The organism is Lysinibacter cavernae (assembly GCF_011758565.1).
GTDB lineage: Bacteria > Actinomycetota > Actinomycetes > Actinomycetales > Microbacteriaceae > Lysinibacter > Lysinibacter cavernae.
The window spans coordinates 1036006-1056418 of the sequence record NZ_JAAMOX010000001.1 but is presented as its reverse complement, the minus strand read 5'-3'; the positions used below and the strand labels follow the sequence as shown (position 1 = coordinate 1056418).

Sequence of the window (20413 nt, the reverse complement as noted above, 5' to 3'; positions counted from 1 at the left end):
AGAAGCCATTATGAGCACGCAGAGCCTTCCTACCGTTGGACACTGGATTAACGGTGCCAACGTCGAATCCAACAGCGGACGCACGTCGCCCGTATACGACCCAGCACTCGGGATTGTGACCAAGAACCTTGCCCTCGCCAACCAGGACGAGATCAACGCTGCCGTCGCTTCTGCACAGGCCGCGTTCCCCGCATGGAGCAACCTGTCGCTCGCGAAGCGCCAGACGGTACTGTTCCGGTTCAGAGAGCTGCTCAACGAGCGCAAGGGCGAACTGGCCGAAATCATCACGGCTGAGCATGGCAAGGTCGTTTCGGATGCGCTCGGCGAGATCAGTCGCGGACAAGAGGTTGTTGAGTTCGCCTGTGGGCTTTCGCACCACCTCAAAGGCGAGTACTCCGAGCAGGTTTCTTCCGGCATCGACGTGTACTCAACCCGCCAGCCGCTCGGCGTTGTTGGCATCATCAGCCCTTTCAACTTCCCGGCCATGGTTCCCATGTGGTTTTTCCCCATCGCCATTGCTGCGGGTAACACGGTGGTGCTGAAGCCGAGCGAGAAAGACCCAACCGCTGCGATTTGGATGGCGGAACTCTGGAAAGAAGCAGGCCTGCCAGACGGCGTATTTACCGTGTTGAACGGCGACAAGGAGGCCGTTGACGGCCTGCTCACCCACCCAGACGTGAAGGCGCTCTCGTTTGTCGGCTCGACGCCAATCGCCCAGTACGTGTACGCAACGGGTACGGCCAACGGCAAACGCGTTCAGGCCCTCGGCGGTGCGAAGAACCATATGCTTGTGCTTCCGGATGCCGACCTCGACCTTGTCGCCGACTCTGCCATCAACGCGGGCTTCGGGTCCGCTGGTGAGCGCTGCATGGCGATCAGCGTGATCGTTGCCGTTGAACCGGTAGCCGACGAGCTTATCCAGAAGATCACGGAGCGCATGACTGGACTCGTCACTGGCGACGGCCGCCGCTCGTGCGACATGGGCCCACTCGTGACCGAGCAGCACCGCGACAAGGTTGCGAGCTACATCGATATCGCCGCCGCCGATGGTGCGACCGTCGTCGTTGACGGGCGAGGCGTAACCCCCGATGGCGATGCAAACGGGTTCTGGCTCGGGCCGACCCTGCTTGACAACGTGCCAACGTCTTCGCGCGTCTACACCGAAGAAATCTTCGGGCCGGTGCTTTCGGTTGTCAGGGTGAAATCCTTTGGTGATGGAGTCGACCTCATCAACAGCGGGGCATTTGGGAACGGCACGGCAATCTTCACCAACGACGGGGGAGCCGCTCGGCGGTTCCAGAATGAGATTCAGGTTGGCATGGTCGGTATCAACGTGCCGCTGCCGGTTCCGGTAGCCACGTTCTCCTTCGGCGGCTGGAAGGACTCGCTGTTTGGCGACACCAAAGCGCACGGCGCAGAGGGAGTTCGCTTCTACACGCAGGTCAAGGCCATTACGTCTCGGTGGCTTGACCCGAGCCACGGCGGAATCAACCTCGGCTTTCCCGAAAACGACTAACCTGGCAGCACCGAGCGCCCGCACGGGCAAGGAGGCAACACGTGACCGACCAACGCTGGATGTTTGAGCGCGGCACTCTCGCGCGAGACGGCTGGGAAACCGTCGTCGGGTCTGACCTTCCCGGGTGGAAACACACGGGGCTGAGGGTGGCGACGCTTGCTGGTGGAGCATCGCTCGCCCTCGAAGCCAACGCGGAGGCCTCGGTCGAGCGCCTGATCGTGCCGCTTGCCGGCTCGTTTACCGTGCTGGTGACGGAGCCATCAGGCACGTCATCCTTCACGCTGAACGGGAGGACGTCGGTCTTCGATGGCCCGACAGACGTGCTGTACGTTGGCACCGAGGCCTCGGTCAGCGTGCAGGGTGTGCGGGGTGCCGGGCGTTTTGCGGTTGCAGAGGCCCCAGCATCCACCTCGTATCCAACCACCTACGTGCAGGCTCAGGATGTTGCCGTCGAACTGCGAGGTGCCGGACGCTCAAGTCGCCAGGTACATAACTTTGGCACCCCTGCCAACCTCGCCGCCGACCGGTTTATTGTGTGTGAGGTTGTGACGCCGGCCGAGAACTGGTCGTCGTTCCCCGCGCATAAGCACGACGAGAGCATCACCGGCGTAGAGTCGTCGCTTGAAGAGATCTACTACTTCGAGTCGGAGGTCTCTCGCGGCGTTGATGCGCCCGCTGAGGCCAAACCGTTTGGCATGTTCAGCACCTATAGCTCACCAGCCGGCGCGATTGACATCAACGCGCAGGTCCGCACTGGGGACGTCGCTCTTGTGCCATTTGGCTACCACGGTCCCGCAGTCGCGGCTCCCGGCTACGACCTGTACTACCTCAACGTGATGGCCGGCCCCGACCCCGAGCGGGTTTGGAATATCACCGACGACCCAGCACACGGCTGGATTCGCACGACGTGGGAAGGCCAAGCTGTCGACCCTCGGTTGCCATACCTGCCAAACAGTGCGGCTACGCAGCCAGCATCATCCTCTACCGAAGGAGCACACTCGTGACCAGCAGCACCCGCCGGATGACCGTGAGCCAGGCGCTCGTCGAGTTTCTCTCGCACCAGTACACGGTTGACGGGGATCTTCGCGAACGGACGATTCCGGGCACCTTTGGTATTTTTGGCCACGGCAACGTCGCCGGCATCGGGCAGGCGCTCAAGCAGCTTTCGGTGACCGACCCCGCGGCGATGCCCTACTACCAAGCCCGCAACGAGCAGGGCATGGTGCACGAATCGGTTGGTTTTGCCAGGATGCGCAGGCGGAGGGCAACCTACGCCAACGCCGCATCCGTTGGTCCTGGCGCGGCGAACATGCTGACCGGCGCGGCGCTTGCGACCACCAACAGGCTTCCCGTTCTGCTACTGCCGAGCGACACCTTTGCCACTCGCGTGAGCGACCCGGTGCTGCAACAGATGGAGCTGCCGCACGACACCTCGATAACCGTCAACGACGCGTTCCGTCCGCTTTCGCGCTTTTTTGACCGCGTCGATCGACCAGAAAAGCTGTTCTCGACTGCCCTGTCTGCCATGCGCGTGCTCACGGATCCCGTCGAAACCGGAGCCGTCACGATCGCGCTGCCAGAGGACGTGCAAGCGGAGGCACTCGACGTTCCGCTCGAATTCTTGCAGGACCGTGAGTGGCACCTGCGCCGCCCGCTGCCTGAGCGCGAGCCGCTTGCCAGGGCGATTGCCGCCATCCGCGCCGCACGGGCGCCCATGATCATTGCCGGCGGCGGAGTGCTCTACTCTGGCGCAGAAGATGTGCTGCGCAAACTGGTTGAAGATACCGGCATTGTGGTTGGCACAACACAAGCCGGCGGCGGCTCGTTGCACTGGGACCACCCGCAAAACCTTGGCGCGGTTGGTGCAACCGGTTCAACGGCGGCCAACAGGGCAGCAGCAGAGGTCGACGTCATCATCGGCGTTGGGACACGCTACAGCGATTTCACGACCGCAAGCCGAACGGCCTTCCAGAACCCAGATGTCACGTTTGTCAACATCAATATTGCGTCCTTCGACGCGTATAAGCACGGCAGCCAGCTTCCGATTATTGCGGATGCCCGCGAGGCGCTGACCGAGCTTATCGAGGCGCTTGCCGGCTTCCGCGTCTCAACCGACTACGCGGAGTGCAACGCGCGAGAGAAGCAAGCCTGGGATGCCGCGGTAACGGCGGCCTTTGAGCCCTCTGGTCGGCCGGTGCCTGCCCAATCCGAAATCATTGGAGCGGTCCAGCAGGCGAGCGACCCGCGCGACGTTGTTGTCTGCGCTGCAGGCTCGCTGCCAGGCGACCTGCACAAGCTTTGGCGCCCGCAGGACGCGCTCGGCTATCACGTCGAATACGCCTTCTCCTGTATGGGCTACGAGATCGCTGGCGGCATCGGCGTGCGTCGGGCAGCCCCTGACCGCGACGTGATCGTCATGGTCGGCGATGGCTCGTATCTGATGCTCAATACCGAACTCGTGACGGCCGTCGCCGAGGGCATCAAGATTATTGTTGTGCTCATCCAGAACCACGGCTATGCCTCGATCGGCCACCTCTCGGAGGACATCGGCTCGCAACGGTTTGGTACCAAATACCGGTACCTCGAGCACGACGAACACACGCACTCCTTTGACGACGGAGACGTGCTGCCCGTTGACCTCGCCGCAAACGCTCGCAGTTACGGGCTCGATGTTATCGAGATTGAGCCTTCTGAGACCGCAATCGCCGACCTGTCTGCGGCGGTTGCAACGGCCAAAGCGTCATCAACCTCGACGCTTATCCACATCAACTCCGACCCGCTCCTGTTTGCCCCTGACGGTGAGGGTTGGTGGGATGTTCCCGTTGCCGAGGTCTCAGAACTTGACTCCACGCAGCAGGCGAGGGCCGGATACGAAACGAATCAGGCCGCCCAGCGCCCGCTGCTCGGCTAACCAGCGACGCAGTACGCACGCATTGACCATCAACCACAACGAAGCGGTAGAACACACACTATGACTGAATACACCGAAGCAGCTACAGTCGGCATTGGCATCTTTGGGTCGGGCCGTATCGGCCAGGTCCACGCGGCAAACGTTGCGCTCAACCCTGGCTCAACGCTGCTCTGGGTCTGCGACCCGCGGCTCGATGCGGCCACCGAACTCGCGCAGAAATACGGGGCTCGGGCAACCGATAACCCCAACGACGTGCTTTCAGACCCTGCCGTGCAGGCTGTGCTGGTCGGGTCATCGACGCCAACCCATATGGACCTCACGGTGCAGTCGGTCAGGGCGGGGAAGCGGGTCCTCTGCGAGAAACCGCTCGACCTTGAGCTCGACGTAATCGATGCAGCCAGGGCGGATGCCGGTCCTGACATTGAGCACGTGATGGTTGGGTTCAACCGACGGTTTGACCCGAACGTTGCCGAAGTGCACCGCAGAGTTGAAGCGGGGGAGATCGGGCAGCTTGAACAGCTCACGATCATCAGCCGTGACCCGACGCCGCCTCCGGGAGAGTACCTTGCCGTTTCAGGCGGGATGTTCCGCGATATGACCATTCACGACTTTGATATGGCGAGGTTCTTCCTCGGCGAGATCACATCGGTGTATGCAACGGGAAGCGCGCTCTTTAGCGACGACGCCCGCGCGGTTGGCGACGTTGATTCTGCCTCGCTTATCCTGACGAACGCGGCAGGCGTGCAGTGCCAGATCATCAACTCTCGACACTGCGGGTATGGCTACGACCAACGGCTTGAGGCATTCGGTTCGCTCGGTTCGCTGCGCGTTGGCAACCAGCGAGACACGACGGTTGTGTTTGACGGGGCCAGCGCCACCGACGTGAAGAATCCTATTCAGAACTTCTTTCTTGAACGATACGCCGCCGCGTACCAGATCGAGTTGCAGCACTTCCTGACGTCGATCGCGTCGGGCGTTGCCCCGAGTCCGTCGTTCGAAGACGGCCGTGAAGCCGTTGTCTGTGCGCTTGCGGCGCAACGCAGCCTATCCGAGGGGCGAGTTGTTGCACTCTCGGAGTTTGGGCTCTGACCTGCCGATGAAGCCAACATCCAGTCTCTGACCTGACCCGCGTCACCAAACCGAAAGCGAAAATACTATGTCTGTGAGTTCACGCATCGCCGCTGCGCCCATCTCATGGGGCGTCTGTGAAGTGCCAAATTGGGGGTTCCAGCTTGCCCCAGAAACCGTGCTCAACCAGATGCGCGAGCTTGGCGTTTTAGCCACGGAGTTTGGCCCAGAAGGCTTCCTCCCTGTCGACCCTGCCGCTCGCGCCACGGTGCTCGCCGAGCACGGGATGCACGCGGTTGGCGGGTTTGTGCCCGTCATCTTCCATAAGGCCGATCACGACCCGCTGCCTGGTATCCTCGCGGAGCTTGCTGCCCACGTGAGCGCTGGGGCCTCGACGATTGTGTACGCGGCGGCGAGCGGCGACGACGGATACGACGAGCGCCCAGTACTGACCGACGACGAGTGGCAGACGCTGTTCAGTAACCTCGAGCGGGCGCGGCAGGCAGCAGTGGACGCAGGCATCGTGCCTACACTGCATCCACACGTTGGCACCATCATTGAAACGGGCGATGACGTCAGGTTGGTACTCGAACGGTCGAGCATCGGGCTTTGCCTTGATACGGGGCACCTGCTCATCGGTGGCACCGATCCTCAGATTCTGGTCGACGGCTATGCTGACCGCATCACCCACACCCACCTAAAGGATGTTCGGGAAAGCCTCGCCAATCGGGTTCGGGCTGGCGAGATCACCTACTATGACGCGGTCACGCAGGGGATGTATTGCCCACTTGGCACCGGCGACGCTAACATTGGCAACATCGTGCGCACCCTCGAAGCTGCTGGCTACAGCGGCTGGTACACGATGGAGCAAGATACTGTGCTCAACGATGAGTCAGAAGCCGCTGGGGCCCTCGCCGATGTCCGATCGAGCATGGAGTTCCTGCTGAATCTAGGAGTTTAATGGTGAACGTGACCGACGCTGATGTTGTGTCCCCTGTCAATGCTGCGCCCCTCCGAATCGGGGTGCTCGGGGCAGCACGGATCTCAACGGCGTCGGTGATCAAGGCCTCTCAGCTTACTGGTGACCGCCTCGTCGCCGTTGCGGCGCGCGACCCGAAGCGAGCCGCAGAATATGCTGCCGCAAACGGGTTTGAACGCTCGGAGCCAAGCTACGAGGCCCTGCTCGCAGCCGACGATATTGACGTGATCTATAACCCGCTGCCCAACGGCCTGCACGCGGAATGGACGATCAAAGCGCTCAGGGCAGGTAAGAACGTGCTCTCAGAGAAACCGTTCAGCTCAAACCTCGCCGAGGGCGAGATCCTCGCGACGGTTGCCGAGGAGACGGGCGGAAAACTCTGGGAAGCGTTCCACAACAGGCATCATCCCGTGATGGGGCGGATGCTTGAGATCGCGGCATCCGGGGAGGTCGGCGACGTAACTCACGTCCATGTCCGCATGGATATGCCCTATCCTGGCGACGACGACCCTCGCTCATCCTTCGCACTTGCCGGCGGGGGACTCATGGATGTTGGCTGCTACGCGGTACATGCCGCCGTTGAGTTTGGGGCACTTCTTGGCGGTGCGCCCCGCATCACTGCAGCGACCGCGGAGGTCTCGACCTTCGACGAACTCATCGACACCAGGCTGGTGGCCAGCGCCGTCTATCCCAACGGGCGGACGGCATCCCTGCACAGCAGTATGAGCGATAACGACGTGCGGTTCGAGCTTTCGTTCACGGGCACGCGTGGCAAGGCGTACGCGCCGGGTTTTGTCTTGCCGCACCTCGACGACCGGGTCATTGTGACGGTGGATGGCGTTGAACGGGTTGAGCACCTTGGCACGCGAACGTCGTATGCCTATCAGCTGGATGCCGTGCGTCGGAACCTGCGAGACGGCGAGCCGTTTGCGGTTCCGGTCAGCACTTCGCTCACCATTATGGGATTGATCGACGACGCGTATCGTGCCGCCGGGCTGCCCGTTCGGCCTGCGCGCGTGCTCGAGTAATCGCCTGGCAGCTGGGGGTAAGCCCTGGCCTGCACGGCGAACCTTTTGTCAGTCGTCCGGGGTAGGATTAACGCCTATTCAAGAACCCTCGGAGATGGTGTGTCGAAGTCTGATTCCTTTGTGCATTTGCACGTCCACAGCGAGTACTCAATGCTCGACGGAGCCGCCCGCGTCAAACCCCTGATCGCCGAGGCCGTCAATCTTGGCATGCCTGCGATTGCGGTCACCGACCACGGCAACACCTTTGGTGCCTTCGACTTCTGGAACACGGCAACCAACGCGGGCATCAAACCCATTATCGGGACAGAGGCTTACCTCACGCCAGGTACGCACCGCAGCGACCGCACGCGAATCCGCTGGGGCAACGGCAGCGGAGACGACGTTTCTGGTTCGGGTGCCTACACACACATGACGCTGCTCTCGGCCTCGCAGGCCGGCATGCACAACCTCTTCCGCCTGTCGAGCCGCTCGTCTATCGAGGGCTACTACTTTAAGCCTCGTATGGACCGCGAGATCCTCAGCCAGTACGCGCAGGGCCTCATCGCCACAACCGGATGCCCAAGTGGCGAGGTGCAGACTCGCCTTCGGCTTGGTCAGTACAACGAAGCGCGCGAGGCCGCCGCCGATTTCCGCGATATTTTTGGCGCTGAGAATTTCTACTGCGAAATCATGGATCACGGCATCGACATCGAGCGCCGGGTCATGTCAGACCTCATCAAGCTCGCAAAAGACCTCGGGCTTCCGCTCGTGGCGACAAACGACCTCCACTACACACACGCAGCCGATGCCGAGTCACACGCCGCCCTGCTGTGTGTGCAGTCTGGTTCACGGCTCGACGACCCCAACCGATTCAAATTTGATGCCAACGAGTTCTACCTCAAGTCGCCAGCCGAGATGCGTCAGGTGTTCCGCGACTACCCAGAGGCGTGCGACAACACGTTGCTTATCGCCGAGCGCTGCGAAACGGCCTTTGATACCAAAGCCAACTACATGCCGCGTTACCCCTGCCCTCCGGGCGAAAACGAGGACAGCTGGTTTGTGAAAGAGGTCGAAACCGGCCTGCACCACCGCTACCCAAACGGCATTCCCGATAACGTCCGCAAGCAGGCTGACTACGAAGTTGGCGTTATCCTGCAGATGGGCTTCCCCGGGTACTTCCTCGTGGTTGCCGACTTCATTCGCTGGTCACGTGACAACGGCATCCGAGTTGGTCCTGGCCGCGGTTCAGGTGCAGGCTCGATGGCGGCATACGCCATGAAAATCACCGACCTCGACCCGCTGCAGCACGGCCTCATCTTTGAGCGATTCCTCAACCCAGACCGTGTCTCCATGCCCGACTTCGACGTCGACTTCGACGAGCGTCGTCGCGGTGAGGTCATCAAATACGTGACCGAAAAATACGGCGACGAGCGCGTTGCCCAGATCGTCACCTACGGAACGATCAAGGCCAAGCAGGCCCTCAAAGACTCCTCTCGCGTACTCGGCTTTCCATACGGCATGGGCGAGAAGCTCACCAAGGCGATGCCGCCGGCGGTCATGGGTAAAGATATCCCGCTTGAGGGCATCATGGACCCGGCCCACCCCCGCTACAAAGAGGCATCCGACTTCCGCGCGCTGCTTGAGATGGATGCAGAGGCACGCACCGTCTTCGAGACCGCGCGTGGCATCGAGAACCTGAAACGCCAGTGGGGCGTGCACGCGGCAGGCGTGATCATGTCGAGCGACCCGCTCATCGACATCATCCCCATCATGAAGCGCGAGCAAGACGGCCAGATCGTCACGCAGTTTGACTACCCGGCTTGTGAGTCGCTTGGTCTCATCAAGATGGACTTCTTGGGGCTTCGTAACCTCACGATCCTTGACGACGCCCTCGACAACATCCGGGCAAACCGCAACGAAGAGCTCGTGCTCGAAGACCTCGATCTGACCGATCAGGCAGCATACGACCTCATCGCCCGCGGTGACACGCTTGGCGTGTTCCAGCTTGATGGTGGCCCGATGCGCGGTCTGCTTCGCCTCATGAAGCCCGACAACTTTGAAGACATCTCGGCCGTTTTGGCCCTGTACCGCCCCGGCCCGATGGGTGCGAACTCGCACACCAACTACGCGTTGCGTAAGAACGGCGCTCAAGAGATTGAGCCCATCCACCCAGAGCTTGCCGATGCGCTGCTCGAAGTGCTTGGTGGCACCTACGGCCTCATCGTGTACCAAGAACAGGTCATGTCGATCGCGCAGAAGCTCGCAGGCTTTACGCTTGCGCAGGCCGACCTGCTGCGTCGAGCAATGGGTAAGAAGAAAAAATCAGAGCTCGACAAGCAGTACGAAGGCTTCTCGAAGGGCATGAACGACAACGGCTTCTCAAATGCCGCAGTCAAGGCGCTCTGGGACGTGCTGCTGCCCTTCTCCGACTACGCCTTTAACAAGGCCCACTCCGCCGCCTATGGCGTGCTGAGCTACTGGACCGCCTACCTCAAGGCCAATTACCCCGCCGAGTTTATGGCGGCGCTGCTCACAAGCGTTGGCGACTCAAAAGACAAGCTCGGCATGTACCTCAACGAGTGTCGGCGCATGGGCATCCAGGTGCTTGCCCCTGATGTCAACGAATCGTTTGTGCACTTCTCGGCCGTTGGCAAAGATATCCGCTTTGGCCTTGGTGCCATTCGTAACGTTGGTGCCAACGTGGTTGACCTCATCAAGGAGTCCCGAGAAACGAAGGGGCGATTCACCACCTTCCACGGATTCCTCAACAACGTGCCGCTGACGGTGCTCAATAAGCGCACGGTTGAGTCGCTCATCAAGGCTGGTGCCTTCGACTCCATTTCGCCGGTGCGTCGTGCGCTCCTCGAAATCCACGAGGATGCAGTCGAAGCCGCCGCGCTGCTCAAACGCAACGAGGCCCACGGCCAGGTCGACCTCTTCGGCGATATGTTTGCCGACGACGAGGTTGAAGAGCAGGTTCCCGACCGGCCCGAATGGGCGAAAAAAGACAAGCTGGCGTTCGAACGCGAGATGCTTGGGCTCTACGTTTCCGATCATCCGCTCGCCGGTCTCGAAATTCCGCTGGCGAAGCACGCCTCAACAACCGTCAACGAGATTAACAACCCTGACGCCAACTTTGACGGTGAGATTGTCACTGTTGCTGGTCTCATCACAAGCGTGCAGCACCGCGTCGCGAAGTCTGGCAACCAGTACGGCATGCTGACCGTTGAGGACTTCACCGGCGAGATTCAGGTGCTGCTCATGGGCAAGACGTACCTCGAGTTTGGGCCGATGCTGCAGAGCGACGCGATTGCCTCGGTGCGTGGCAAAATTAACGCGCGAGACGATGGTATGTCGATGCATGCATATGGGGTCACGCTGCCGGAGGTTGCCGTTGCGGAGATCGGCGCGCCCATCAGCATTACGGTGCAGGATCGACGCGCGACCGAGAAAACGATGCGAGAGCTGCGCGAGCTGCTCGAACGTCATCCTGGCCAGAACGAGGTGCGATTGCGCCTGCTCACCCCAGACGCGGTGCGCGTCTTCGAGCTTCCCTTCACGGTCACGGTGACATCAAGTTTCTTCGGAGATATCAAGGGACTCTTGGGCCCCCGCTGCCTCATCTAGCCATCTAGCCATCTAGCCATCTAGCCATCTAGCTCGTGGGGTGCGATTGTGCTCGTGGGGCGCGGAATTCCGCACCCCACGAGCAAAAACGCACCCCACGAGCGGCGGTATATTCCGTATGCCGCACGTGGAACCTGTAGCTTGTGTTTCAGGCACAATGACTGTGTCACATCCCCCACGGAGGAACACCATGAATACCATTAACGAGCTACAGAAACCCACCCCCGCCTTTATCGGCGCATCCTGGTTGGCGCTGCTCATCGGCGTCTGCACGTACCTCATCGGTCTGTGGAACGCAGGCATGGAGTTGAACGAAAAAGGCTACTACTTCACGATTCTCATGTACGGCCTGTTCTCGGCGGTTTCTCTCCAGAAGACCGTGCGTGACCGCCTCGAAAACATCAAGGTGACGAACCTGTACCTTGGTCTCGCCTGGTTCTCGCTGGTGCTCTCAATTGCGTTGCTGGTTATTGGCCTGTGGAACGCCGGCAGCATCGAACTGAGCGAAAAGGGTTTCTACGCCATCTCGTTTGTGATGGCGCTCTTCGCCTCGGTTGCGGTGCAAAAGAACGTGCGCGACGTTGCACGCTACAAGCAGCTCGAGGCTGAGCAGGAACTCGTCTACCCAGAGACGATCCCAGCGACGTACACGTCCTACGAATCGGCGCCGACGCAGTAGCCGCTGCAGAGCCTTTGCAGGCAGGTCGGGCCAGGTTGGAAGCGTTGTATGCGCTCCCGACCTGGCCCGGTTGTTTGTGGCCAGGGTAATTTCTAGGGTGTTCTGCTTACCAGCGCTGTCAGGTGAGGACGCTGAACCCTGCATCCCTCAGCGCAACTGCTTGTTCGTTTTCGATTCCGGCATCGGTGATGACACCGGTGAATAGCGACGTCGATCCGACATTCGCAAATGCGGTGTGGCCGATTTTTTGTGAATCGGCGACGATGTATGACTTGGTTGACCGCGACGCCATGAGGGCATTGATTGCTGCCTCGCCTTCGTCGTGGATCATCGCACCAAATTGTGGGCTCAAAGCATTCACCCCGATGAATGACAAGTCCATCGTAATTTGCGACAGCACGCTTGCCGCGAGTGGCCCAACAAGTTCATAGGAGTGGGGGTGGGCGACGCCGCCGCTCACCACGACTCGCACCTGTGGTCGCAGCGAGAACTGAACCGCAATGTTGATCGCTGTGGTCACGACCGTGAGGTTTGGCGTTGGCGATGGCTCCATGAGGTCGGGTCGCGCAAGTAGTGCTTCAACGATCGCGGTCGTTGTGGTGCCGCCGGTAAGTCCTATCACGTCGCCCTTACTAACGAGCTGTGACGCTACGCCACCGATTGCCGCTTTCTGTTGGGCTCGTGAGGTATTTCGATAGCGAACGGGTAGGTCGTAGTCAACAGATTGTCGTGAGGCGCCGCCGTGGGTGCGCGTGATCATCTGTTGCTTGGCCAGTGCGTCGAGGTCACGGCGAATGGTGGCCGCTGAGACGCCGAGGCTGAGCACCAGTTCCTCAACTCGTTGTTGGCCGTTATTCATGACCGCCTCAAGTATGTGGCTGAATCGTTCGTCTTTTTTCATGAGAACCGTTTCGTTTGCGGTAATGATTACAAAATGATTGAAACTGCACTATTGACTCAATATACTGCAAAATTCTGATTGAAACTCTCTTGTGTGTGCAGAATCTTGCAGATAGGATTTCGGTCACCGGGCGTACTCTGCACGTCCTTTCCGCTTCCACAACACATCGTCGTGAACACAAGGGAGACAAATTCGTGAATCTCAAATCGTTATCACCAAGAACGAAGGTGAAGCCCGACGAGTCCGGAGCTCGCCAAAACAAGCCGATACATCGGCTCCTTTCGATGACAGCCGCGGGGGCGCTCGTGGTGAGCCTGCTGCCGCTGGCGCTCATCTCAAGCGGCGCTCAAGCGGCACCTGTCCCTGCGGCAAAGACCTCGGCCCCAAAGCCAGTTTCACCGGAAGTGCCGCTCGACCCGACAGGGAAAACGCTTGGTGCCATTTCTGGAGTCACGCAGACGGGAAGTGCCGTGACCATGACGGCCGAGCGCGGGGCAATCCGCGTCACCTTCCTTGACGACACGAGCCTGAGGGTGGAGGCCGACCCGTCCGGAATATTCTCTGACCCAGCAAATACGCCACAGGGAGATGTAAAACAATCGGCCAATATTGTTGTTGGTGCCCAGGATTTTGCGGGGACGACGGTATCCCTCGCAAACGGATCAACTATCGCAGTGAGCACTCCACGCGTGACCCTTGAGATAGACAAAGCGACATCACAGATGACGCTCAAGCGCGCCGACGGCAGCGTGGTTTGGGCAGAGAAGTCACCGCTTTCCCTGAGCGCGACGGCGTCAACTCAGACGCTGAAGTCGCAGCCTGGCGAGCAGTTTATTGGTGGCGGAATGCAAAACGGCCGGTCGATCCACACCGGGGCGACCATCAATATTGCCAGGAACAGTGACTGGGACGATGACGGCTACCCAAACGCCGTTCCGTACTACATGAGCAGCAACGGCTACGGGGTGCTTCGTGACACCTTTGCGAAGGGATCGTATGTGTTTGCTGGCGACCCAACACTGAGCCACCAAGAAAAGCGCTTTGATGCGTTCTACTTCGTCGGCGACTACAAACAGTCGCTCGATGGCTACACCAAACTCACTGGGCGGCCGATGATGCCACCGGTGTATGCGCTTGAGTACGGCGATGCAGACTGTTACAACCGGTCAAGTCCTAGCTATAAGCCAAGCGGTTTTGGTGACCCTGGCAACATGAAACAGGTCACTCCCGACGCGGCCAAAGTTGCTCAGGGCTTTGTCGATCACAACATGCCGGGTGGGTGGATGCTCGTGAATGACGGTTACGGCTGTGAGTACACACAGCTTCCAGAGACAACCGCAAAGATCGCGGAGGTTTCCGGCATGAAGACGGGCTTGTGGACGGAGCGTTCCCTCACAAACCAGCCGTATGAGGTCGGCGATGCTGGCATTCGGATGCGCAAGCTTGACGTTGCGTGGGTTGGTTCCGGGTACCGGCTCGCCCTGACCGGTTGTGAAGCCGCCTACAACGGCATTGAACAGAACTCGGACGCCCGGGGTACAGCGCTCATGGTTGAGGGTTGGGCCGGTTCTCAGCGCTGCGGAATGCAGTGGACTGGCGACCACACTGGCAACTTGGATGCGGTTCGTTGGCAGGTCTCCGCGTTGACGGGGGCAGGCAACTCTGGTCTCGCGTTTACAACCGGCGACGTTGACGGAATCTTTGGTGGCTCGATGCAGAGCTACGTCCGAGACCTCCAGTGGAAGACTTTTGCGCCTGCCCTCTATTCGATGAGCGGATGGGCGAGCACCGATAAGCGCCCGTGGCTGTACGGCGATGAAGCCACTGAGATAAACCGAAGCTATCTTGAGCTGCGTCAGCGACTCCTGCCATACATCTACACACTTGCCGCCGAGTCGCACTCGAGCGGTACCCCGATGATGCGTTCGCTGGCCCTTGAATACCCAAACGACCCGGCGTCGTACAGCGCAGAGGCGAATAACGAGTTTTTGCTTGGCAACGATTTTTTGGTTGCGCCGGTGTTCACAGCGAGTAACGTTCGCAACGGTATCTACCTGCCCGAGGGAACTTGGGTCGACTACTGGAGCGGAGAGCTGTACCAGGGTGGGCGGGTGCTGAACGGCTATAGCGCGCCACTCGACATGCTGCCTGTCTTTGTGCGTGCCGGAGCCGTTGTTCCTCAGGGCATCGCTGCTCGAAACTCCGCGTTGACCCCAGAAGACTCGGCAATTACGGTTGATATCTACCCAGCCGGTACATCAACGTTCACCCTGTATGAGGACGATAAGACGACTCGCGCCTACCAGAGCGGTGCCGCGAGTTCGCAGGAGTTCACCGTATCGGCCCCTGAATCCGATGCTGGGGATGTCTCCGTCACGGTGGGCGCCCGGGTTGGGGAATACTCTGGGAAGTCAGCGTCGCGCCCGTACGTGCTCGATGTGCACAGCGGAACTCGTCCGGATGCCGTCGAGCGAGACGGCGTTGCCCTCGATGTACTGGCAGACCGTGCGGCATTTGATGCCGCCGATCAGGGCTGGTTTTACGACGCGGATGCCGCCGGCGGCACCGTGCACGTCAAGGTTGGCGCGGTCGGCTCTGGCACCGCAGCCGCAGTTGTACTGAAAGGCGCGAGTGCCGTTGGTGGCTCAGACTCCGATGCGCTTGCCGCGCAGGTTGATGTCCAGCTTGACGACCAGGTGTTTCTCGAAGGGGAGACCACAGCAACGGTTGTCTTCACGAATACGGGAGATCAGGCCAAGACCGAGGTTTCGGTAGAACCTGTGCTTCCGGCGAACTGGACGCTGACCAAGCCCGTTGCAGCATCCATTGCGCGGGTAGAGCCTGGAGCCTTGGCAACGGTGACCTTCACCGCCAAACCATCGGCTGGCGCGGCCGGTGGGCCGCAGACGGTGTCGGCAAAGGCAACATACACGGATGCAGGGGGCACACTCCAGTCAGTCGAAGGCGCCAACCAAATCTATGTTGGCTATGGGTCGATCGCAGGGGCGTACAACCTCGTTTCAACAACCGATTTGGCGACACGGACGGCGGGAAACTTCGACGGAGGGGGATCCTCCTTGTCCGCCGAGGAACTCGCCAAGCAAGGGATCGTGCCGGGAGCGCCTGTCACGGTTGGGACGGGAGACTCGGCAGTTACGTACACCTGGCCAAACGTAGCCAACGGCACTCCAAACAGCGTGCAACTCGACGGCCAGACCATTTCGGTCGGCGGAACAGGAACCCACCTTGCCATCCTTGGATCTGCCGCGAGTACGGCAGGTGTCGCCAATGAGGTGAAGCTGCAGTACACCGATGGCAGCACCCAGATGGCGACGTTTACGTATCCCAACTGGTTGCAGCCAACCGATCTGAAGGGCGCGACTCTGGCGATTTCGACTCAGGGCCGGAACAGCGCCACGAACCCTGCAGGTTACGAATACGGGCAGTACAAATATCAGGTGTTCCAAGCCATGGTCCGGCTGAACCCCGTCAAGGAACTGAAATCAGTCACATTGCCGGTGAACAGCGCGGTAAAGATCTTCGACTGGAACGTCGTCGCTCGGGCGCTGCCGGCTCCGGTGACCGCCGACGCTTTTGTGTCGGATCTCGCGTGGGTTTCGGCAACAAACGGCTATGGGGTGATTGGTAAAGATGTTGCCAATAAGGATTCGGCGTCCTCGCCTGACCTTCCGCTCGTGATTAACACGTCTGCAGAGCTCAAAAAGACCTACACAAAGGGGCTTGGAGTGCACGCGCCGTCAAAGATCACTTACTATCTTGGCGGAAGCTGCAGCACCTTTACCGCTGATGTTGGCCTTGAGGACGCGTTCAATGGAACGGTCATCTTCAAGGTTGACGTCGATGGGGTCAAGAAGTACCAGGGCACAACGTTCAAGGCAGGATTCCCGACGGAGAGCATCGCGATTGATGTGACGGGCGCCCAGTACATCGATCTCATTGTTGACCCGATCGACCCGAAGGCAATCTCTGGCGCTCACGGCGTTTGGGGTGACGCAAGGGTCACCTGCGCCGAGCCGGATACCGAACCGCCATTGACAACGGCGACGTCGAGCGTTGATGCGGCGACAACGGGTTGGTACACCGCTTCACCTGTCGTGACGCTGAGCGCAACGGATAATGTGCTGGTGAGTGACACACAATTCCGTCTTGGGTCCGGCGAATGGCAGACCTATGTCGAACCGTTCGTTATTTCGGATGGAGAGACCGAGGTCTGGTATCGCTCAACAGACACGAACGGCAATGTTGAATCCGAGAAATCACTTGGAGTGCTCCGTGTGGATACGCAGCGACCGTCGGTTGAAGCGGTTGCTGATCCTGACGCGCGAACCGTGACGGTAACGGCATCCGACAGCGGGTCCGGAATTGGCGCGATCGAGTATTCAACGGATACGGGAGGCACCTGGCAGGCCTACACCGAGCCGATCACGGCACCGGATGGCGGCATCCGCGTGCAGGTACGGGCAACAGATGTGGCAGGCAACATTTCCGCAGAGCGTGACGCGGTTGTGATTGCGCCAAAGCCGACTGGTCCTGACCCAGATCCGGCAAGCATATTGGTTTCCGGCAAGTTGACTCCCGGTGGATCGATCACCGTCCGCTACGCTGGCGCCGGATCTGCGGCAAGCGTTGAGCTGTGGTTGCATTCCACCCCAACAAAGCTTGCGTCGAGTACCGCGGATGCGTCGGGCTCCGGCCTCGTCGAGACCGCGATTCCTGAGGCTACGGAGTTGGGGACGCACGAGCTGCGTCTTGTGGTTGACGGACAGACGATTGCGCAGACGGCCATAACGGTTGTGGCGGCTGATGACCCCAACGTCACGGTTCCTGAGCCGGGTTCCGGCGGAAACAGCAACGGCAACGGTTCGGGGTCGGCTGGTTCGCAGGCCACCGGATCTGCCGGGCTCGCCAGAACGGGCTCCACGGATGGGGGCTGGACGATGCTCGCTGCCCTTGGCCTTGTGCTCGTCGGCCTCGTCAGTCGCCGACGTCGAGCGTAGCCGGCACCTAACCCAGTCGGACTGTGCCTCCACCCGCGGGTGGAGGCACAGGTCGGCCGGGTTCGGACGCCAGCCTGCCCAGGCAGTTAGACGCCGTGCAGAAGGTCGGTGAGCGCCGCCTCTGCGTCGAGCACTGTTGGGTGGCGTGAGCGGGTCCGAATGCCAGCGTGCGGGGCATCCAGTGCCACCTCACGTTTCACGGCCGTTGGGCGGGGTGCGAGCGCGATCACCCGGTCAGAGAGCCGAACCGCCTCGCGGATGTCGTGGGTAATCAAGACAATCGTGAGGCCAAGCTGGCTCCAGAGCGTGCCAAGCCACTCCTGCATGTCGGTTCTGGTGAGTGAGTCGAGCGCCGCAAACGGCTCGTCGAGCAGCAGGATACGCTTGCCAAGCAGCACGGTTCTCAGCAGCGAGACACGCTGACGCATCCCGCCAGACAGGTGCTCAGGCCGTTCGTTTTCGGTGCCGCTCAGCCCAAAGACCGGCAGAAGCTCGAGGGCCTTTGCCCTGGCCTCCGCCTTGGAAACGCCCTGGATCTGCAGCCCAATGATGGCGTTGTCGAGCACGTTGCGCCAGGCAAAGAGCACGTCATCCTGCGGCATATACGCGCAGTGCTCGGCCGCCTCGCGAGGTGAATTGATACTCTCGCCGTGCAGGAAAACGGTTCCGGCATCCGCCGAATCGAGCCCGGCGAGGATATTAAACAGCGTGCTCTTGCCGCAGCCGCTCGGCCCGATGAGCGAAACAAATTCGCCGGACGCCACGTCGAGTGATAAATCGCTGATGACGGGGACCCTGCCAAAGGATTTGTTGAGATGCTGGATGCTGATGGCCGGTGCGTTGGTCATGATCGTTTCCCGTCGGCGAGGGCCGTGAGCGTCCACGGCGCGATGAGCCGCTGGGCGAGGTAGGTGAGGGCAAAGAGGCTGACGCTCAGAACGGCGGTAACAACGACCGCCGCGAGGACGAGGTCGGTGCGGAACGAGTTCTTCTGGATGCTCATATAAATGCCGAGTCCCGCCTTCGCCCCAACATACTCGGCGAAGATCGCGCCAACCACCGCATAGGTAATGCCGATGCGCAGCGAGGTGAAAAAACGGGGCATTGCTTGGGGGAGCCGCAGCCGATAGAAAACCTGCCAGCGGGACGCCCCCATGCTTGTGAGCAGAGCGGTCGCCGTCGGGCTCGCGGTGCGGAAACCTTCGATGAGCCCGAGCGTAATGGGGAAAAACGTGACAAGCACAACAACGAGCACCTTTGGGAGTGTGCCAAAGCCAAACCAGATGATGATGAGCGGCGCAATCGCGATAATAGGCAGGGTCTGCGACGCCACGAGGAGGGGAGTCACCGCGCTCCTGAACCAGGGAGTGAAATCGACAGCGACGGCAAGCAGCCAGCTCACAACGAGCGTGACTGCAAAACCGAGTAGCGTGACCTGCAGCGTGGCAACCGTGTGCATCCCAATGTCCCCGGCGTGCGCCAATCCCTGCGCCAACACTCTGGAGGGCGCTGGCAAGATTTGGGGTCGCACCCCGCTCGTCCGAACCGCGACCTCCCACACGCCGATGAGGGCGAGCGTGAGGATCACGGCCGGAAGAATGCGGCGAAACGATTTCATTGTGAGAGCGTCTCTGACAACAGATCGGTTGTGTAATAGGTTGACCAGTCTGGTTGTGCGGTGAGCACGTCGCCGTTCTCGTCCGTGAGCAATTGGTGTTCAAAGAGGAACTGCGAGTAGCCGGCCCAGTGCTCCGCATCGATCGTGCCTGCGGTTCCGTCGGCATCCAGCATCAACTGGTCTGCGAGGATGCGCTGGCTGTCGCGCACCATGTCTTCGTCGTCAAAGAAGCCTGGGTTTGCCGCGATGAGGATGTCGGCTGCCTCATCTGGGTGCTCAGCGGCGAACTGGTACCCACGTTGAAGGGCCTGCACAAAGGCTGCGGCCTCGGTTGGATGTTTCTCGATCCAGTCGCGGTTGGCATCGATGACGACGGCGTAGGACTGCGGGAATCCGTAGTCGGTGTAGTGGAAGTACTTGAGCGGATTACCCCGGCGCTCGGCTTCGACACCCTCCCAGGCGAAGAACGGAATCACAAAGTCGGCATCGCCGGAATACAGCGCCTCGTAGGCTGAGGTGCCAAGCACGACCTGCTCGAAGTCGCCCGTGCCGCCGTCGTTCTGAATCACCTGCGTGAGCAGCGGAATTTCGGCGGGCTCGCCAAAACCGGCATACGTGGTGCCGTCAAGATCTTTTGGGCTCTGGATGCTGTCGTTGTCGGCTCGCACTGCGATGGCGCTTGCCCAGTCCTGCAGTACTGCCATGACCGCAACCACGTTTGCCCCGGTGGCCTGCGCCATGGTTGTTGCGTCGTGGAAGCTCACGCCAAATTCGGCGTGGCCGGCATCCATGAGTGTGTCTGGCAGCACGTTGTTGTAGTCAACAAGCGAGACATCGAGTCCGGCATCCGCAAAGTAGCCCTTTTCCATGGCAACGTAGAGGCCGGTGTGGTTCGTGTTTGGGGTCCAGTCGAGGGCGAATCTGATGCTGGTGCCTTCCGCTGAATCAGTGGAAGGCGCGGTGCCGCAGGCCGTAAGCGCAACCGTTGTGGCGGCGAGAATGGCGGCGGCCTTCAGTGCTCGGCCGATCAGGCGGTGGTGTGATCTCATTGCGTTGTTGCTCATTCGAGTTGTGTGTGGATGCGTTGGT

Annotated in this window: 13 protein-coding genes; 9 read left to right on the top strand and 4 right to left on the bottom strand. The window is 60.5% G+C overall.

Features of this window, described 5'->3' with window-relative positions:
* The first annotated feature begins 10 nt into the window (after window positions 1-10).
* The 8 genes from FHX76_RS04715 to yiaA all read left to right on the top strand — a co-directional run bounded on the left by FHX76_RS04715 (window position 11) and on the right by yiaA (window position 11787).
* Window positions 11-1516 carry a CoA-acylating methylmalonate-semialdehyde dehydrogenase gene (locus FHX76_RS04715; RefSeq protein WP_167148395.1) on the top strand — a complete coding sequence of 502 codons (1506 nt, stop codon included), beginning with the start codon at window positions 11-13 and terminating at the stop codon, window positions 1514-1516.
* Window positions 1517-1557: 41 nt separating this feature from the next.
* Complete coding sequence (iolB, locus tag FHX76_RS04710; RefSeq protein WP_386762580.1) at window positions 1558-2520, top strand: 5-deoxy-glucuronate isomerase; 963 nt, start codon at window positions 1558-1560, stop codon at window positions 2518-2520.
* 17 nt (window positions 2521-2537) lie between these two features.
* Window positions 2538-4427: a 3D-(3,5/4)-trihydroxycyclohexane-1,2-dione acylhydrolase (decyclizing) gene (gene iolD, locus FHX76_RS04705; protein ID WP_167150343.1), complete on the top strand. Its 1890-nt coding sequence runs from the start codon at window positions 2538-2540 to the stop codon at window positions 4425-4427.
* Window positions 4428-4487: 60 nt separating this feature from the next.
* Window positions 4488-5516, top strand: coding sequence for an inositol 2-dehydrogenase (gene iolG, locus FHX76_RS04700; RefSeq protein WP_167148393.1), 1029 nt, complete (start codon window positions 4488-4490; stop codon window positions 5514-5516).
* 67 nt (window positions 5517-5583) lie between these two features.
* Entirely contained in the window at window positions 5584-6456 is an 873-nt protein-coding gene (locus tag FHX76_RS04695; protein WP_167148391.1) for a sugar phosphate isomerase/epimerase family protein, read from the top strand.
* Window positions 6456-7502, top strand: a complete 1047-nt coding sequence (locus tag FHX76_RS04690; RefSeq protein WP_167148389.1) for a Gfo/Idh/MocA family protein — start codon at window positions 6456-6458, stop codon at window positions 7500-7502. Before FHX76_RS04695 ends, FHX76_RS04690 begins: the two co-directional genes overlap by 1 nt.
* A gap of 99 nt (window positions 7503-7601) precedes the next feature.
* Window positions 7602-11108, top strand: coding sequence for a DNA polymerase III subunit alpha (dnaE, locus tag FHX76_RS04685; protein WP_167148387.1), 3507 nt, complete (start codon window positions 7602-7604; stop codon window positions 11106-11108).
* Window positions 11109-11298: 190 nt separating this feature from the next.
* Window positions 11299-11787, top strand: a complete 489-nt coding sequence (gene yiaA / locus FHX76_RS04680; RefSeq protein WP_167148385.1) for an inner membrane protein YiaA — start codon at window positions 11299-11301, stop codon at window positions 11785-11787.
* A 118-nt stretch (window positions 11788-11905) separates the two neighbouring features.
* On the opposite strand, the gene FHX76_RS04675 is transcribed toward yiaA, so the two are convergent.
* Entirely contained in the window at window positions 11906-12688 is a 783-nt protein-coding gene (locus FHX76_RS04675; protein WP_167148383.1) for a DeoR/GlpR family DNA-binding transcription regulator, read from the bottom strand.
* A 284-nt stretch (window positions 12689-12972) separates the two neighbouring features.
* On the opposite strand from FHX76_RS04675, the gene FHX76_RS04670 reads away from it, so the two are divergent.
* Window positions 12973-17706 carry an NPCBM/NEW2 domain-containing protein gene (locus tag FHX76_RS04670; protein ID WP_167148381.1) on the top strand — a complete coding sequence of 1578 codons (4734 nt, stop codon included), beginning with the start codon at window positions 12973-12975 and terminating at the stop codon, window positions 17704-17706.
* A gap of 86 nt (window positions 17707-17792) precedes the next feature.
* Here the strand turns inward: FHX76_RS04670 and FHX76_RS04665 are convergent, their stop codons facing one another.
* From FHX76_RS04665 to FHX76_RS04655, 3 genes are read right to left on the bottom strand one after another with little or no spacing between them, the layout of a single operon-like run.
* On the bottom strand, window positions 17793-18554 hold the full coding sequence (locus FHX76_RS04665) for an ABC transporter ATP-binding protein (protein WP_167148379.1): 762 nt from the start codon (window positions 18552-18554) through the stop codon (window positions 17793-17795).
* Entirely contained in the window at window positions 18551-19324 is a 774-nt protein-coding gene (locus tag FHX76_RS04660) for an ABC transporter permease (RefSeq protein ID WP_167148377.1), read from the bottom strand. Before FHX76_RS04660 ends, FHX76_RS04665 begins: the two co-directional genes overlap by 4 nt.
* Complete coding sequence (locus FHX76_RS04655; protein WP_243848581.1) at window positions 19321-20388, bottom strand: ABC transporter substrate-binding protein; 1068 nt, start codon at window positions 20386-20388, stop codon at window positions 19321-19323. The genes FHX76_RS04660 and FHX76_RS04655 overlap by 4 nt, the downstream gene beginning before the upstream one ends.
* Window positions 20389-20413 lie beyond the last annotated feature (25 nt).

Bases quoted from the DNA above. Each gene is read 5' to 3' on its own strand.
- FHX76_RS04675 (WP_167148383.1), bottom strand. From the start codon at position 12,688: ATGAAAAAAGACGAACGATTCAGCCACATACTTGAGGCGGTCATGAAT.
- FHX76_RS04655 (WP_243848581.1), bottom strand. From the start codon at position 20,388: ATGAGCAACAACGCAATGAGATCACACCACCGCCTGATCGGCCGAGCA.
- FHX76_RS04665 (WP_167148379.1), bottom strand. From the start codon at position 18,554: ATGACCAACGCACCGGCCATCAGCATCCAGCATCTCAACAAATCCTTT.
- FHX76_RS04695 (WP_167148391.1), top strand. From the start codon at position 5,584: ATGTCTGTGAGTTCACGCATCGCCGCTGCGCCCATCTCATGGGGCGTC.
- iolD (WP_167150343.1), top strand. From the start codon at position 2,538: ATGACCGTGAGCCAGGCGCTCGTCGAGTTTCTCTCGCACCAGTACACG.
- yiaA (WP_167148385.1), top strand. From the start codon at position 11,299: ATGAATACCATTAACGAGCTACAGAAACCCACCCCCGCCTTTATCGGC.
- FHX76_RS04690 (WP_167148389.1), top strand. From the start codon at position 6,456: ATGGTGAACGTGACCGACGCTGATGTTGTGTCCCCTGTCAATGCTGCG.
- FHX76_RS04715 (WP_167148395.1), top strand. From the start codon at position 11: ATGAGCACGCAGAGCCTTCCTACCGTTGGACACTGGATTAACGGTGCC.
- FHX76_RS04670 (WP_167148381.1), top strand. From the start codon at position 12,973: ATGACAGCCGCGGGGGCGCTCGTGGTGAGCCTGCTGCCGCTGGCGCTC.
- FHX76_RS04660 (WP_167148377.1), bottom strand. From the start codon at position 19,324: ATGAAATCGTTTCGCCGCATTCTTCCGGCCGTGATCCTCACGCTCGCC.
- iolG (WP_167148393.1), top strand. From the start codon at position 4,488: ATGACTGAATACACCGAAGCAGCTACAGTCGGCATTGGCATCTTTGGG.